Here is a 13,872-nt window from a genome sequence, read left to right on the forward strand (position 1 = left end):
CCATGGCCAAGGATGTCAGCATCGAACAGCGCCGCAAGGCGCGTGTCCGCAAGGCGATCCGCGAGCGCGCCTATGGCCGCCCGCGTCTCTCCGTGTTCCGCTCGTCGAAGCAGATCTACGCTCAGATCATCGACGACGAGAACGGCCAGACTCTGGTCGCCGCCTCGTCGATCGAAAAGGCCAATCGCGAGGCTCTGAAGACCGGCGCGAATGTCGAAGCGGCCAAGACCGTCGGCAAGCTGCTGGCGGAGCGCGCGACCGCGAAGGGCGTCACCGAGGTGGTGTTCGACCGCGGCGCCTATATGTATCACGGCCGCGTCAAGGCGTTGGCCGACGGCGCGCGCGAAGGCGGGTTGCAGTTCTAAGCATTCTTCTCCCCGCGCGCGGGGGGACAGAGAAACGAAGCGAGCGGCGCTGGCGCCGCGTAAGTGACGGAAGAAACAATGGCGCGTGAAGGTGAAGGCGGTCGCGGTCGCGATCGCGATCGGGAAGAGCGCGACAGCGAATTCGTGGATCGTCTGGTCCACATCAATCGCGTCGCGAAAGTGGTGAAGGGCGGCCGTCGTTTCGGTTTCGCCGCCCTCGTCGTCGTCGGCGACCAGAAAGGCCGCGTGGGCTTTGGCCACGGCAAGGCGCGCGAAGTGCCGGAAGCGATCCGCAAGGCGACGGAAGCCGCCAAGCGCGCGCTGATCCGCGTGCCGCTGCGCGAGGGCCGCACGCTGCATCATGACGTCTACGGCCGCCATGGCTCGGGCCGCGTGATCCTGCGCGCCGCCCCGGCCGGCACGGGCATCATCGCCGGCGGCCCGATGCGCGCCGTCTTCGAGACGCTCGGCATGCATGACGTCGTCGCCAAGAGCCAGGGCTCGTCGAACCCCTACAACATGATCCGCGCGACCTTCGACGCGCTGGGCCGTGAGGACTCGCCGCGTTCGGTCGCCGCGCGTCGTTCGCTCAAGGTGTCCGCGCTGCAGGCGCGCCGCCAGGGCGTCGACGCCGACGCCGTCGACGCTTAAGGGAGGGATCTGACATGGCGAACACCAAGCAGATCACCGTCGAGCAGACGGGCAGCCCGATCGGCCGTCCGGAGCGTCAGCGCAGGACCCTTCTCGGCCTCGGCCTGACGCGCATCGGCCGCAAACGCCAGCTGGAAGACACCCCGGCGGTGCGCGGCATGATCGCCAAGGTGGCGCATCTCGTCAAAATCGTCGACGAGAAGTGAGGACGCGGCAATGAAACTCAACGAACTCTCCGACAATCCGGGCTCCACCAAGGACCGGATGCGCGTTGGCCGCGGCATTGGCTCCGGCAAGGGCAAGACCGGCGGCCGTGGCGTCAAGGGTCAGAAGGCCCGCACGGGCGTCTCGATCAAGGGCTTCGAGGGCGGCCAGATGCCGCTGCATCGTCGCCTGCCGAAGCGCGGCTTCTTCAACCCGTTCTCGACAGACTACAATGAGGTCAACATTGGCCGCATTCAGCAGGCGGTCGACGCGGGCAAGCTAGACGCCGCCGCGCCGGTGACCGTCGATGCGCTCATCGCGGCCGGTCTCGTGACCAAGCCGCGCGACGGCGTCAAGATCCTCGGTCAGGGCGAGATCAAGGCGAAGCTCGCTTTCGAAGTCTCGGCCGCCTCCAAGGGCGCCATTGCGGCGATCGAGGGCGCAGGCGGTTCGGTCAAGCTCCTCGCGGGCGACGCCGCCAGCGCCTGATGCAATGTTTTTGGGCGGCCGCTCTCGCATGAGCGGCCGCTTTGTCTTATAGAAGCGTCACGCAATCGCCGGGCGCGCGAACGGGCGGCCCTCCAGCTCCCCGCGCCCGCCACTAACAAAAAGGCGCCGACGACGAACCGGCGCGACAAAGGGGAGTTCCTCCATGGCATCGGCAGCCGAGCAGCTCGCGGCCAACGTCAATCTCTCCGCCTTCGGCAAGTCCGAGGAACTCAAGAAACGCATCTGGTTCACGCTGGGCGCGCTCATCGTCTATCGCCTCGGCACCTATGTGCCGCTGCCGGGCATCGATCCCGACGCCTTCGCGAAAAGCTTCTTCGGCCAGTCGAAGGGCATGTTGGAGCTCTTCAACATGTTTGCCGGCGGCGCCGTGCAGCGCCGCGCCATCTTCGCTCTGAACATCATGCCGTATATTTCGGCGTCGATCATCATTCAGCTGCTCACCTCGGTGTTTCCGAGTCTCGAGTCGCTGAAGAAAGAGGGCGAGCAGGGCCGCAAGGTTCTCAACCAATACACGCGCTATCTCACCGTCGCGCTCGCCACCTTCCAGGCCTATGCGATGGCGATCGGCCTCGAAGGCCAGCAGGGCGTGGTGACGGAGCCGGGGCTCTTCTTCCGCATCACCACGGTCGTGACGCTCGTCGGCGGGACCATGTTCCTGATGTGGCTCGGCGAGCAGATCACGTCGCGCGGCATTGGCAACGGCTCCTCGCTGATCATCTTCGCGGGTATCGTCGCCGCCTTCCCCTCAGCCATCGTCTCGACGCTCGAGCTTGGCCGGCAAGGCGCGATTTCGACCGGCATCATCGTCGGCGTCATCGCCATGTCCTTCCTGGTGATCGCCTTCATCGTCTTCATGGAGCGGGCCCAGCGGCGGCTGCTGATCACCTATCCCAAGCGCCAGCACGGCAACCGCGTTTACGAAGGCCAGACGTCCTTCCTGCCGCTGAAGCTCAACACGGCCGGCGTCATCCCGCCGATTTTCGCCTCCTCCCTGCTGCTGCTGCCGACGACGGTTGCGAATTTCTACCAGTCGACCGGGTCCGAGAGCATTTTCGCGACGATCTCCGCCTATTTCGGCCATGGTCGCCCGCTCTATATGCTGGCCTATGTCGGCCTCATCGTCTTCTTCGCCTTCTTCTACACGGCCATCGTCTTCAATCCGACGGAGACCGCGGACAATCTCAAGAAGCATGGCGGCTTCATTCCGGGCATTCGCCCCGGCGAGCGCACGGCGAAGTTCATCGACGACGTGCTCATGCGCATCACCGTGCTCGGCGCCGCCTATCTCGCGATCATCTGCCTGCTGCCGGAAGGGCTCATCGCTTATGCGAATCTCCCCTTCTACTTTGGCGGCACGTCGCTGCTCATCGTGGTGAGCGTGACCATGGACACCGTCGCCCAGATCCACGGCCATATGCAGGCGCAGCAATATGAGGGGCTGATTCGCAAGACGAAGCTCAAGGGACGCCGCAGATGAGACTGGTCCTTCTCGGCCCTCCGGGCGCCGGCAAGGGAACGCAGTCGGCGAGGCTTGTCGAGAAATTGGGGATTCCCCAGCTCTCGACCGGCGACATGCTTCGCGCCGCCGTCGCCGCCGGCTCTCCCATCGGCCTCAAAGCCAAGGCGCTCATGGACGCGGGGCAGCTTGTGCCCGACGACGTGGTGATTGGCATCATCGATCAGCGCATCGACGCGCCGGATTGCGCCAATGGCTTCATCCTCGACGGCTTTCCCCGCACCGTCGCTCAGGCCGAAGCGCTGCGCGAGCTGCTCGCGCGCAAGCGCATGAATCTGGACGCCGTCGTTGAATTGGTCGTGGACGAGAACGCCCTCGTCGACCGCATGCGCAAGCGCGTCGCCGAGACGCTCGCGGCCGGCAAGGAAGTGCGCGCCGACGACAATCCGGAAAGCTTCAAGACGCGGCTCGACGCTTACCGCATACAAACGGCGCCGGTTTCGGCCCATTACGCCGCGCGCGGCGAGTTGAAGCAAGTTGACGGCATGGCGTCCATTGACGACGTCAGCGCGGCGATCGACAAGTCGATCAGCCGCTGATCTTGGAAACACCGGCCCGGGAAGCCCGGGCCGCGCTGTTTCTTTGACCTTTTCCAAAAGAGTGCGGCATGGAAGCGAAGTCATTTTGCGGCCTCGACTTCGGCACGTCCAATTCGACCGTCGCGGTCGAGGGCGCTGACGGAGTCGCGCTGGCGGAGCTCGAAGGCGGAAGCCGCACCCTGCCGAGCTCCATTTTCTTCGACTTCTCGAATGGCCAGCCGATCTTCGGCCGCGCCGCTATCCAGGCTTATGTAGACGGGGCCGACGGACGGCTGATGCGCAGCTTGAAATCAGTGCTGGGCACGGCGCTCATGGACGAGACGGTCCGGATCAAGACGAAGGCTTATACTTTCAAGGACATTATCGGCCTGATCGTCGGGCGGCTGAAGCAGGCGGCGGACGCCGCAGCGGGGGCGCCGGTGACGCAAGTCGTGCTCGGACGGCCCGTGCATTTCGTCGACGACGATCAGGCCGCAGACCGCCGGGCGCAGGATGCGCTCGAGGAAATCGCCCGCGCGCAAGGCTTTCGCGACATCGCCTTCCAATACGAGCCGATCGCGGCCGCGCTCGCCTATGAGCAGACGGCGCCCCAGGAGCAATATGCGCTCATCTGCGATATCGGCGGCGGCACCTCGGATTTCTCCGTCGTGCGCGTTTCGCCGCAGGGGAGGGCGAAGGCCGACCGCGCGAGCGACGTGCTCGCCAATAAGGGCGTCCACATCGGCGGCACGGATATCGACCGGCTGTTCAGCCTGAAGGCGGTGATGCCGCATCTGGGGCTCGGGACCGAGATGCGCCTGCCCTTCGCCGACAAGGCGATCCTCGTGCCGAACGGCGTCTTCGTCGACCTCGCCACCTGGCACCGGATCAATCTTCTCTATACCCCCAAGGTCTCGCGCGATCTCGAGGAGCTGGCGCGCTATGCGCTCTCGCCCGAAAAGATCGCGCGCCTCGCCGATATCATCGAGAGCCGCCGCGGCCATTCGGTGGCGCTGGCGGTCGAGGCGGCAAAGATCGGCCTGTCGACGACGCCGCGCGCCAGCATTGATCTCGGCGAGGTGCAGCGGGGCCTTGCGATCGAGGCTGACTCGGGCGTGCTGGAGGAGGTCATCAACGACCAGCTCGGCGCGCTCGAACGCACGCTGAAGGAGACGCTCGCCGCCGCGGGGCTTGCCGGCGAGCGCATCGACGCCGTTTTCCTCACCGGCGGCTCGACGGCCATACCGGCGGTCCGGGCCGCGGTCACCGGCTTGACGCCCGAAGCGACGATCGTCGAGGGCGACATGTTCGGCGCGGTGGGCCTGGGCCTGGGGCTGGACGCGGCGCGAAAATTCGGTTTTGATGGGACTGCTCGGGCGGCGTGAGGCGCGGCCGGGATTCTTTTGGTCGTTTTTTGCTTATTTTGCTTGACTCCCCCGCAAACGCTGGTTATCGGCTCGATACCGACGAAAATTCGAGGAAGTTCTCTTCGGAGGGCTTCCGTTTTTGCGTTCTGGGCAACCCTAAACCCGAATACCCGCAAGGGCCGGCCTCCACCGGACGCGGGGTCATCGGCGGCGCTTTCAAGCTCCGCCCGAGATGGAGAAAATCGTGGCTCGTATTGCAGGCGTCAACATCCCGACCAACAAGCGCGTCGTCATTGCGCTTCAGTATATTCATGGCATCGGCGCCAAGAAGGCGGCTGAGATCTGTGAGAAGGTCAATATCCCCGCCGAACGTCGCGTGGCCCAGCTCACCGACGCCGAAGTCCTGCAAATCCGCGAGACCATCGACCGCGACTATCTCGTGGAAGGCGATCTGCGCCGCGAAGTCGCGATCAACATCAAGCGCCTGATGGACCTTGGCTGCTACCGCGGCCTGCGTCATCGCCGCCAGCTCCCGGTTCGCGGCCAGCGCACGCACACCAACGCGCGCACCCGCAAGGGCAAGGCGAAGCCCATCGCCGGCAAGAAGAAGTGATCGGCTGACCCGCCGATCGTCCCCGGACCGGTTCCGGGGATCGTCCGGGATGGCCGGGGCGCACCCGGCAATGACGAGACGACGACGACCTCAACTCCCCAGCGCCTGGCGTTACGGGCGCGTCTGAAGGACAGGAACAGAAATGGCCAAGGACACCACCCGCGTTCGTCGCCGCGAGCGCAAGAACATCGTTTCCGGCGTCGCGCACGTGAATTCGACGTTCAACAACACCATGATCACCATCACCGACGCGCAGGGCAACACTGTGTCCTGGTCGTCGGCCGGCTCGATGGGCTTCAAGGGCTCGCGCAAGTCGACGCCCTACGCCGCGCAGATGGCCGCCGAGGACGCCGCCCGCAAAGCGGGCGAGCATGGCGTTCGCACGCTCGAGGTCGAGGTTTCGGGCCCCGGCTCGGGCCGCGAGTCCGCGCTGCGCGCGCTGCAGGCGGCGGGCTTCACCGTCACCTCGATCCGCGACGTGACGCCGATCCCGCACAACGGCTGCCGCCCGCGCAAGCGCCGGCGCGTCTGACGCCAGGGCGCGAGAAGCCCACTTTCATCGAGCATATTTCGCGCGCGGTCCCGGCCTCCTCCCCGCCGGGCCGCGTTCAGGAGCTTCAAGGAAAGGCGTCCCAGTGAGCATCCAGAAGAACTGGCAGGAACTCATCAAGCCGAACAAGCTCGACGTGACCGCCGGCGACGATCCGCGCCGCGTGGCCACCGCCGTCGCCGAACCGCTGGAGCGCGGCTTCGGCGTGACGCTCGGCAACGCCCTGCGCCGCATTCTTCTTTCGTCGCTGCAGGGCGCGGCGATCACCTCCATCCACATCGACGGCGTCCTGCACGAGTTCTCCTCGATCCCGGGCGTGCGCGAGGACGTGACCGACATCGTCCTCAACATCAAGGACATCGCCATCAAATATCAGGGCGAGGGCGTCAAGCGCCTGACCCTCAAGAAGACCGGCCCCGGCGCGGTCACGGCCGGCGACATCCAGGCGACGGGCGACGTCCAGATCCTCAATCCCGACCTCGTCATCTGCACGCTCGACGAGGGCGCCGAAATTCGCATCGAATTCACGGTCTCGACCGGCAAGGGCTATGTTCCGGCCGATCGCAACCGCGCCGAGGACGCGCCGATCGGCCTCATCCCGGTCGACAGCCTCTACTCGCCCGTCAAGAAGGTCAGCTACCGCGTCGAGAACACCCGCGAGGGACAGGTGCTCGACTACGACAAGCTGACCATGACCATCGAGACCAACGGCGCCATCACGCCGGAGGACGCGCTCGCCTTTTCGGCGCGCATCCTTCAAGATCAGCTCAACGTCTTCGTCAATTTCGAGGAGCCGCGCCGCGAAGAGGCCGCTCCGTCGATCCCGCAGCTCGCCTTCAATCCGGCGCTGCTCAAGAAGGTGGACGAGCTGGAGCTGTCGGTGCGCTCGGCGAACTGCCTGAAGAACGACAACATCGTCTATATCGGCGACCTCATCCAGAAGTCCGAAGCGGAAATGCTGCGCACTCCGAACTTCGGCCGCAAGTCCTTGAACGAGATCAAGGAAGTGCTGGCTCAGATGGGCCTGCACCTCGGCATGGAAGTCCCCGGCTGGCCGCCGGAGAACATCGACGACCTCGCCAAGCGCTTCGAGGAGCATTACTAAGCGCCTCACCCCAACCCTCTCATTCGGCAAGGCGAGAGGGGATAAGAGACGGCCGTTCCTTGGCACGGCGGCCGCATAAGCAACGGAGAGCCCAGATGTATCACGGTCACAAGAAGCGCCGTTTCGGCCGCACCCACGAGCACCGCAAGGCGATGTTCGCCAATATGGCGCAGGCGCTGATCAAGCACGAGCAGATCGTCACGACGCTGCCCAAGGCCAAGGATCTGCGCCCGGTCGTCGAGAAGCTCGTGACGCTCGGCAAGCGCGGCGATCTCCACGCCCGCCGTCAGGCCATCGCCCAGATCAAGGACGTGAAGCTCGTCGGCAAGCTCTTCGAGGTGCTCGGGCCGCGCTACAAGGACCGCAACGGCGGCTACACCCGCGTGATGAAGGCGGGCTTCCGCTATGGCGACAACGCCCCGCTCGCCGTCATCGAATTCGTCGACCGCGACGTCGACGCCCGCGGGCAGGATTCGGGCCCCGTCCTCGGCGCCGAGGAAGGAGAGGCGTAAACGTCCTCCTTTTTGGCAGATCTATAGAAGGCGGCCGGCGCGGCCGCCTTTTTCTTTGCGTCCCTTGTTCTCGCCGCGGCTGGATTTCGCGCATATATTCCCGCGCGATGATTCTTAGACCGGAGCGGCAGATGCGCCTTGCTTTGCGACATGTCCTTTTCGCGGCCCTCGGCTGCGCCGCCGCCTTGCCCGTATCGAACTTCGAACCGGCGCGCGCGCGGGCGCAAAGCGCGCCGGCCGTCCCGGCGGCCGCCGAAGGCCCGGCGATACCGAGGAACCGCGCCGAGATCGCCTATTCCTTCGCGCCGGTCGTGAAGAAGGCGCAGCCGGCGGTCGTCAACGTCTTCGCCTCGCGCGTCGAGCGCATGCCGGCCAATCCGCTTCTCGACGATCCGATTTTCCGGCGCTTTTTCGGCGAAGGCGGCGGCATGCCCGGCCGCTCGCCCATGGCGCAGTCGCTGGGCTCGGGCGTCATCGTCGACCCCTCGGGACTCGTCGTGACAAACAACCACGTCATCGAGAATATGACCGATGTGAAGGTCGCCCTCGCCGACAAGCGCGAATTCCCGGCGAAAATCCTGCTGCGCGATCCGCGCACGGACCTTGCGGTGCTCAAACTCGCCGACGGCGGCGCCTTTCCGACGATGGAGCTCGGCGATTCCGACGCGCTCGAAGTCGGCGATCTGACGCTCGCGATCGGCAATCCCTTTGGCGTCGGCCAGACCGTGACGCAGGGCATCGTCTCGGCGCTGGCGCGCACCCATGTCGGCATTTCCGACTATGGGTTCTTCATCCAGACCGACGCCGCCATCAATCCCGGCAATTCCGGCGGGCCGCTCGTCGATATGAATGCGCGCGTCGTCGGCATTAATTCGGCGATTTTCTCCAAATCCGGCGGCTCGGTCGGCATCGGCTTCGCGATCCCCGTCAACATGGTCAAGAACGTGCTCGCGGCGGCCAAGGGCGGCGGCAAGCTCGTGCGCCGCCCCTGGCTCGGCGCGACGCTTCAGACCATGTCGCAGGAGATCGCCGAGGGCCTCAGCCTCGAGCGGCCGGCCGGCGCGCTCCTTGCCGACGTCGAGCCGAAAGGCCCGGCCGCCGAAGCGGGCCTCAAGCGCGGCGATGTGATCATTGCCGTCGACGGACAGTCGGCGGACGATCCAGAGGCGGTTGGCTATCGTCTCGGCACCAAGCCGCTCGGCGGTCAGGCGACGCTCGGCGTGCTGCGCGGCGGGAAGAAGACCACCGTGCAGATACGGCTCACCCCGGCCCCCGAGGTCCCCGCGCGCGATACGGTGAAACTCAAAGGCCAGTCCCCCTTCTCGGGCGCGACGGTGGTCAATATCTCGCCGGCCGTCGTGGAGGAGATGTCGGTTCAAGGCGCCACCAATGGCGTCGTCGTTTCGGACATCGAGGACGGCTCCCTCGCCCAGCAGCTCGCGTTGCAGCGCGGCGACGTCGTGCTCGCCGTCAACGACCAGAAGGTGGAGACGACGCGCGACCTGGAGAAAGCCGCGGCGTCGCGCGCCTATTACTGGAAGATCACCATCGGGCGAGGCGGACAGGTCTTCACGACCGTGGTTGGCGGCTAGAATGAGCGCCGTCGCGATTCTCGTCACCTCGGTCGATTCGGCCGAAAGCGCTCGGGCGCTCGCCCGCGCGGTGCTCGACGCGCGGCTCGCGGCCTGTGTGCAGATCACGGCGACGTCCAGCCATTACGTCTGGAAGGACGAGGTCTGCGAGACGCAGGAACTGCTGCTGCAGATGAAGCATCGCGCCGACGACTATGCGGCGCTCGCTGCTTTGGTCCGCCGCCTGCACTGTTATGAGACGCCTGAAATCCTGCGCGTCGATGTCGCGGAGGCCGATCCCGCCTATGCGGCGTGGGTCATGGAGTCGACCCGGCGCGCCTGAAAAGCGGCGCGCTTGCGCCCGACGGCTTTTCAAAGCCGCAAACTGAGCTTACCTACGGCGGCAAAGTAGAAGGCTCGCAAGAGAGAGACATGACCGCGCCCACCGATTATCTGATTGACCGCCGCCGCCTCCGGCGCAAGCTCAGCTGGTGGCGCATGGCCGCCATCGCTGCGGCAGGGTTCGCCCTGGTGGCGCTTGTCTCCCGCGTCACCGGGGCCGATTCGACCGATAAGCTGACCCCGCATATCGCCCGGCTCTCCCTTCAGGGGATGATCCTGGGGGATAAAGACACGATCGATCTGATCAAAAAGATCGGCGACTCGAGCCAGGCCAAGGCGGTGCTGCTCGCCATCGACAGCCCCGGCGGCACGACGACGGGCGCCGAAAAGCTCTATGACGAGCTGCGGCGTCTCAATGAAAAGAAGCCGGTTGTCGCGGTGGTCGGCTCCCTGGCCGCTTCGGGCGCCTATATCGCGGCGATCGCGACGGACACGATTGTCGCGGAGGGCAATGCGCTGGTCGGGTCGATCGGCGTCTTGTTCCAGTATCCCAATTTCTACAAGCTGCTGGATTCGCTCGGCGTAAAAGTCGAGGAAGTGAAATCCTCGCCGCTCAAAGCCTCGCCGAACGGGTTCGAGCCGACGAGTGAAGCGGCGCGGGCGGCGATCGCCAGTCTGGTGGCCGATTCCTACGCCTGGTTCAAGGACTTGGTGAAGGAGCGGCGGCATCTCGACGACGCCGCCCTGGCGAAGGTCGCCGACGGGCGCGTGTTCACGGCGCGGCAGGGCGTGCCCTTGAAGCTCGTCGACATTCTCGGCGGCGAGCGCGAAGCGATTGCCTGGCTCGAAGCCAATAAGAAGATTGCCAAGGATCTGCCGGTGCGCGACTGGAAGAAGAAGGCGAGCTTCGAGCGCCTCGGCCTCGTCGAGGGCGCGGCGGGCGCCGCCCGGCTCCTGGGTCTGGAAACGCTGGCGGTGGCGCTTGATCAGGCCGTGACGGTCGAAAGACGCAGCAGTCTTGACGGTCTTTTGGCGATTTGGCAGGGTTCCGACGCGCGCTGAATCGGCGCAAGGCGTTTTGCTGCAACTAGATAGATGGGCCGGGGATGATCAAATCCGAACTTATTCAGCGCATCGCGCGTCGCAACAGCCATCTCTATCAGCGTGACGTGGAAACGATTGTCAGCACCATCCTCGACGAGATCACAGCGGCGCTCGCGCGCGGCGATCGGGTCGAGTTGCGCGGCTTCGGCGCTTTTTCCGTCAAGAAGCGGGACGCCCGCACAGGCCGCAACCCGCGCACCGGGGCGCAGGTCTCCGTGCAGGAAAAATGCGTGCCTTTCTTCAAGACCGGCAAGGAGATGCGTGAGCGGCTGAACGAGAATTACCAGGGCTGAGCCGAGGCTGGCCGCGTGGCCAGCGGCACAAACATATGACGCCGGGCTCCCGCGGCCAGCGCGCTGTCGTCTAAACTCCGGCGCGTCGCCGAGCAACGGGGAAAAGCTCATGAAAGCCATACTGCGCATCATTATTTTCGTTCCGCTGGCGCTGCTCATCCTGTTTTTTTCCATGGCGAATCGCGCTCCCGTGAAGATCGGGCTCGATCCGTTTTCGCCGCCCGACACGGGGGCGTCGATCGAGGCGCCGATGTTCATCGTGGTGCTCGCCGCCATGGCGATTGGCGTGCTGGCGGGAGGCGTTTCCTCCTGGCTGGGGCATTTGGGGGTCCGCCGCGCCGCCAAGGTGGCCCGCGCCGAAGCAAAGAAGACGCGGCTCGAAATCGAGAAACTCCGACAGCAGGCCCTCGCCCAGTTGCCCGCGGAGGGGAGCGCCAAGGCCGGCAAGCGCTGACGGGAGCCAGGCCTCATTCGGCAGTCAAAATGAAAATCCTCGCCTCCGCCGCTTGAAAAACGGCGCGGGCGTCGATAAGAGAAAGCCGCGCGCTTGGCCGCGCTTGCCGCAATAGCTCAGCTGGTAGAGCACATCATTCGTAATGATGGGGTCGGGGGTTCGAATCCCTCTTGCGGCACCACTCGCATCAAGAAGTCATCGCCCCATCTGCGTCGGTCAGCGCTGAGAAGCATGGGCTTTTCGCTAACCTCTCAACGCATCCGTTTGCAGCGGCTTCGACCTCGACTTTTGGACGGACGATTGCTCAGTTAGAGCGACAGAAAATCACTTTTCCACCCGTTGCGACGACAGCAGAAGGTCGATTTGGGCGAGCGCCTTCAGGAGAGAGGGGCCGTAAGGCAAGCCTCCCAAGAGCTCCTCGGTCTTTTGTGGCTCCTGACCCCACGCAATCAGGAGCGCCGCCAGTAACAGCACAAGCAAGGCCAGCCAGAAGGATATGAGTCCCGCCAGAACGGCGGCGGCCAGAATGATTCCACGCTTGGTTCTGTCGTTGAAAGACATTTCCGGCGTCCCCGCTTTGGTTGCGCTGTTCCGCGGAGAGCAGAGTGGCTCGAATTGGCCTCACTGGCAAGCGCATCGGAAAGGTCGACTCGGCGTGCCGTACGGTTGATCAACGTCACGACAACGTCGAATGTTTAAGGCTCGCAGCCAGGGTCGCGGCGGTACAAAAATGGCGGAGACGCCGTCGCGGCGCGCGATCGACGCTCCCTGAAAAAATGAGCGTCGGATCGCCGTATAACGCAGCGTCGACTGCGCGACGCGCGGCGGGTTGGCTCCGCCGTGAGCGTCATCGCCTTTTCTACTCGGCGGCGTTCTTCAGTTCGAGATAGGCGCATTGGCCTCTTGCGGCCGACGCGCGCGGTTGCAGCGGAATCACGTGGGATTCGGTGAAAGGCAGGCCAAGCGTCGACCAGACGTCGACCATCGCCTCCACGAGCTCGGCCACATGCGCCTCGTCGTGCCGCGGGGTCGGCGTGATGCGCAAACGCTCCGTCCCGATCGCCACCGTCGGATAATTGATCGGCTGAATGTAGATCGAATGACGGCGCAGCAGCAGATCGCTCGCCGCCTTGCACCGTGCCGCGTCGCCGACCATCACGGGCACGATGTGCGAGACATTGTCCATCACCGGCAGACCGGCGGCGCGCAGCGCATGCTTGGTCATCAGCGCCATATGCTGGTGGCGCGCGCGTTCTTCGCCGGAATGTTTGAGATGGCGCACCGCGGCCCGCGCGCAGGCCGCGACCATGGGCGGCAAGGTGGTTGTGAAGATGAATTGCGGCGCGTAACTGCGCACAGCGTCGACGATCGCCGGGCTCGCCGCAATATAGCCGCCGAGCGCGCCGAACCCCTTGGCGAGCGTGCCCTCGATGACGTCGACGCGGCTTTCCACGCCTTCGCGCTGGCAGATGCCGCCGCCGCGCGCCCCATACATGCCGACCGCATGCACCTCGTCGACATAGGTCAGCGCATTGTATTTTTCCGCGAGCGCGACAATTTTCTCGACCGGCGCGATGTCGCCGTCCATGGAGTAAAGGCTTTCGAAGACGATGAGCTTCGCGCGGTCGCGGCCGGCGGCCTGCAAAAGCTCTTCGAGATGATCGACGTCGTTGTGACGCCAGACCTGCTTTTCGCAGCCCGAACGCCTCACGCCTTCGATCATCGAATTGTGATTGAGGGCGTCGGAAAGAATCAGACAGTTGGGCAAAAGCGTCGCAATCGTCGAGATGCTGGCGAGATTGGAGACCCAGCCCGACGTAAAGACCAGCGCCGCCGGTTTGCCGTGCAGATCGGAAAGCTCGGCTTCGAGCTCGACAATCGGATGATGCGTTCCGGAAATATTGCGCGTGCCGCCGGCGCCGGCGCCATGCCGCTCCAGCGCGTCGCGGGCGGCGTCTAGAGACGCAGGGTGCCCGCCCATGGCGAGATAATCATTCGAGCACCAGATCGTCACTTCGCGTGGCGCATGCTCCTCTCCCTCCGGCCGCCACAGCGCCGTCGGGAAGCGCGTCGCGTCGCGTTCGAGATTGGCGAAGATCCGATAGCGGTTTTCCATTTTCAATCGCGCGATCGCCGACTGGAAGTGCTGGTCGTAGGACAAAGCCATCGGGTTCATAAGACTCTCCATCGGCGTTTC

The 13,872-nt window shown here is 65.0% G+C and carries 18 protein-coding genes and 1 tRNA gene; 17 read left to right on the top strand and 2 right to left on the bottom strand.

Annotation, left to right across the window (positions count from 1 at the left end; all coding sequences use genetic code 11):
* Positions 1-2: 2 nt before the first annotated feature.
* The 17 genes from rplR (at position 3) to ACETII_RS09895 (ending at position 11,856) form a co-directional block, all read left to right on the top strand.
* The gene (gene rplR / locus ACETII_RS09815; protein WP_363351072.1) at positions 3-365 is read left to right on the top strand and encodes a 50S ribosomal protein L18; all 363 of its coding nucleotides are present in this window, start codon (positions 3-5) and stop codon (positions 363-365) included.
* A gap of 78 nt (positions 366-443) precedes the next feature.
* Complete coding sequence (rpsE, locus tag ACETII_RS09820) at positions 444-1,016, top strand: 30S ribosomal protein S5 (RefSeq protein ID WP_363351074.1); 573 nt, start codon at positions 444-446, stop codon at positions 1,014-1,016.
* 14 nt (positions 1,017-1,030) lie between these two features.
* Positions 1,031-1,222, top strand: coding sequence for a 50S ribosomal protein L30 (rpmD, locus tag ACETII_RS09825; RefSeq protein WP_363351076.1), 192 nt, complete (start codon positions 1,031-1,033; stop codon positions 1,220-1,222).
* 10 nt (positions 1,223-1,232) lie between these two features.
* A complete protein-coding gene (rplO, locus tag ACETII_RS09830; protein WP_472787897.1) occupies positions 1,233-1,709 on the top strand; it encodes a 50S ribosomal protein L15 in 477 nt (158 codons plus the stop codon).
* A gap of 163 nt (positions 1,710-1,872) precedes the next feature.
* Positions 1,873-3,207: a preprotein translocase subunit SecY gene (secY, locus tag ACETII_RS09835; RefSeq protein WP_363351080.1), complete on the top strand. Its 1,335-nt coding sequence runs from the start codon at positions 1,873-1,875 to the stop codon at positions 3,205-3,207.
* Positions 3,204-3,785, top strand: a complete 582-nt coding sequence (locus ACETII_RS09840) for an adenylate kinase (protein ID WP_363351082.1) — start codon at positions 3,204-3,206, stop codon at positions 3,783-3,785. The genes secY and ACETII_RS09840 overlap by 4 nt, the downstream gene beginning before the upstream one ends.
* 68 nt (positions 3,786-3,853) lie before the next feature.
* Positions 3,854-5,149: an Hsp70 family protein gene (locus ACETII_RS09845; RefSeq protein WP_472787898.1), complete on the top strand. Its 1,296-nt coding sequence runs from the start codon at positions 3,854-3,856 to the stop codon at positions 5,147-5,149.
* A 226-nt stretch (positions 5,150-5,375) separates the two neighbouring features.
* Complete coding sequence (gene rpsM, locus ACETII_RS09850) at positions 5,376-5,744, top strand: 30S ribosomal protein S13 (RefSeq protein WP_341104731.1); 369 nt, start codon at positions 5,376-5,378, stop codon at positions 5,742-5,744.
* 142 nt (positions 5,745-5,886) lie between these two features.
* Positions 5,887-6,276, top strand: a complete 390-nt coding sequence (gene rpsK, locus ACETII_RS09855) for a 30S ribosomal protein S11 (protein WP_014890740.1) — start codon at positions 5,887-5,889, stop codon at positions 6,274-6,276.
* Positions 6,277-6,379: 103 nt separating this feature from the next.
* Positions 6,380-7,399, top strand: coding sequence for a DNA-directed RNA polymerase subunit alpha (locus ACETII_RS09860; protein ID WP_363351087.1), 1,020 nt, complete (start codon positions 6,380-6,382; stop codon positions 7,397-7,399).
* A gap of 95 nt (positions 7,400-7,494) precedes the next feature.
* On the top strand, positions 7,495-7,911 hold the full coding sequence (rplQ, locus tag ACETII_RS09865; protein WP_363351089.1) for a 50S ribosomal protein L17: 417 nt from the start codon (positions 7,495-7,497) through the stop codon (positions 7,909-7,911).
* A 131-nt stretch (positions 7,912-8,042) separates the two neighbouring features.
* Complete coding sequence (locus tag ACETII_RS09870; RefSeq protein WP_472787899.1) at positions 8,043-9,503, top strand: DegQ family serine endoprotease; 1,461 nt, start codon at positions 8,043-8,045, stop codon at positions 9,501-9,503.
* A gap of 1 nt (position 9,504) precedes the next feature.
* Positions 9,505-9,825 carry a divalent-cation tolerance protein CutA gene (gene cutA / locus ACETII_RS09875; protein ID WP_472787900.1) on the top strand — a complete coding sequence of 107 codons (321 nt, stop codon included), beginning with the start codon at positions 9,505-9,507 and terminating at the stop codon, positions 9,823-9,825.
* Positions 9,826-9,914: 89 nt separating this feature from the next.
* On the top strand, positions 9,915-10,886 hold the full coding sequence (gene sppA / locus ACETII_RS09880) for a signal peptide peptidase SppA (protein WP_363351095.1): 972 nt from the start codon (positions 9,915-9,917) through the stop codon (positions 10,884-10,886).
* A 44-nt stretch (positions 10,887-10,930) separates the two neighbouring features.
* A complete protein-coding gene (ihfB, locus tag ACETII_RS09885) occupies positions 10,931-11,221 on the top strand; it encodes an integration host factor subunit beta (RefSeq protein WP_363351097.1) in 291 nt (96 codons plus the stop codon).
* Positions 11,222-11,330: 109 nt separating this feature from the next.
* Positions 11,331-11,675 (top strand): LapA family protein, encoded by a 345-nt coding sequence (locus ACETII_RS09890; RefSeq protein WP_472787901.1) that lies wholly within the window; start codon positions 11,331-11,333, stop codon positions 11,673-11,675.
* Positions 11,676-11,780: 105 nt separating this feature from the next.
* Positions 11,781-11,856: transfer RNA gene (locus ACETII_RS09895), tRNA-Thr, on the top strand.
* Between the two features lie 143 nt (positions 11,857-11,999).
* On the opposite strand, the gene ACETII_RS09900 is transcribed toward ACETII_RS09895, so the two are convergent.
* A complete protein-coding gene (locus tag ACETII_RS09900) occupies positions 12,000-12,236 on the bottom strand; it encodes a hypothetical protein (protein ID WP_363351101.1) in 237 nt (78 codons plus the stop codon).
* Between the two features lie 298 nt (positions 12,237-12,534).
* Positions 12,535-13,836, bottom strand: coding sequence for a 5-aminolevulinate synthase (hemA, locus tag ACETII_RS09905; protein WP_472788146.1), 1,302 nt, complete (start codon positions 13,834-13,836; stop codon positions 12,535-12,537).
* Between the last annotated feature and the right edge of the window lie 36 nt (positions 13,837-13,872).

The sequence above is a fragment of the Methylocystis sp. NC52PC genome (assembly GCF_055698645.1).

Excerpts from the sequence above, each read along its gene's own strand:
- rplR (WP_363351072.1), top strand. The coding sequence starts at position 3 with ATGGCCAAGGATGTCAGCATCGAACAGCGCCGCAAGGCGCGTGTCCGC.
- rpsE (WP_363351074.1), top strand. The coding sequence starts at position 444 with ATGGCGCGTGAAGGTGAAGGCGGTCGCGGTCGCGATCGCGATCGGGAA.
- rpmD (WP_363351076.1), top strand. The coding sequence starts at position 1,031 with ATGGCGAACACCAAGCAGATCACCGTCGAGCAGACGGGCAGCCCGATC.
- rplO (WP_472787897.1), top strand. The coding sequence starts at position 1,233 with ATGAAACTCAACGAACTCTCCGACAATCCGGGCTCCACCAAGGACCGG.
- secY (WP_363351080.1), top strand. The coding sequence starts at position 1,873 with ATGGCATCGGCAGCCGAGCAGCTCGCGGCCAACGTCAATCTCTCCGCC.
- ACETII_RS09840 (WP_363351082.1), top strand. The coding sequence starts at position 3,204 with ATGAGACTGGTCCTTCTCGGCCCTCCGGGCGCCGGCAAGGGAACGCAG.
- ACETII_RS09845 (WP_472787898.1), top strand. The coding sequence starts at position 3,854 with ATGGAAGCGAAGTCATTTTGCGGCCTCGACTTCGGCACGTCCAATTCG.
- rpsK (WP_014890740.1), top strand. The coding sequence starts at position 5,887 with ATGGCCAAGGACACCACCCGCGTTCGTCGCCGCGAGCGCAAGAACATC.
- rplQ (WP_363351089.1), top strand. The coding sequence starts at position 7,495 with ATGTATCACGGTCACAAGAAGCGCCGTTTCGGCCGCACCCACGAGCAC.
- ACETII_RS09870 (WP_472787899.1), top strand. The coding sequence starts at position 8,043 with ATGCGCCTTGCTTTGCGACATGTCCTTTTCGCGGCCCTCGGCTGCGCC.
- cutA (WP_472787900.1), top strand. The coding sequence starts at position 9,505 with ATGAGCGCCGTCGCGATTCTCGTCACCTCGGTCGATTCGGCCGAAAGC.
- sppA (WP_363351095.1), top strand. The coding sequence starts at position 9,915 with ATGACCGCGCCCACCGATTATCTGATTGACCGCCGCCGCCTCCGGCGC.
- ihfB (WP_363351097.1), top strand. The coding sequence starts at position 10,931 with ATGATCAAATCCGAACTTATTCAGCGCATCGCGCGTCGCAACAGCCAT.
- ACETII_RS09890 (WP_472787901.1), top strand. The coding sequence starts at position 11,331 with ATGAAAGCCATACTGCGCATCATTATTTTCGTTCCGCTGGCGCTGCTC.
- ACETII_RS09900 (WP_363351101.1), bottom strand. The coding sequence starts at position 12,236 with ATGTCTTTCAACGACAGAACCAAGCGTGGAATCATTCTGGCCGCCGCC.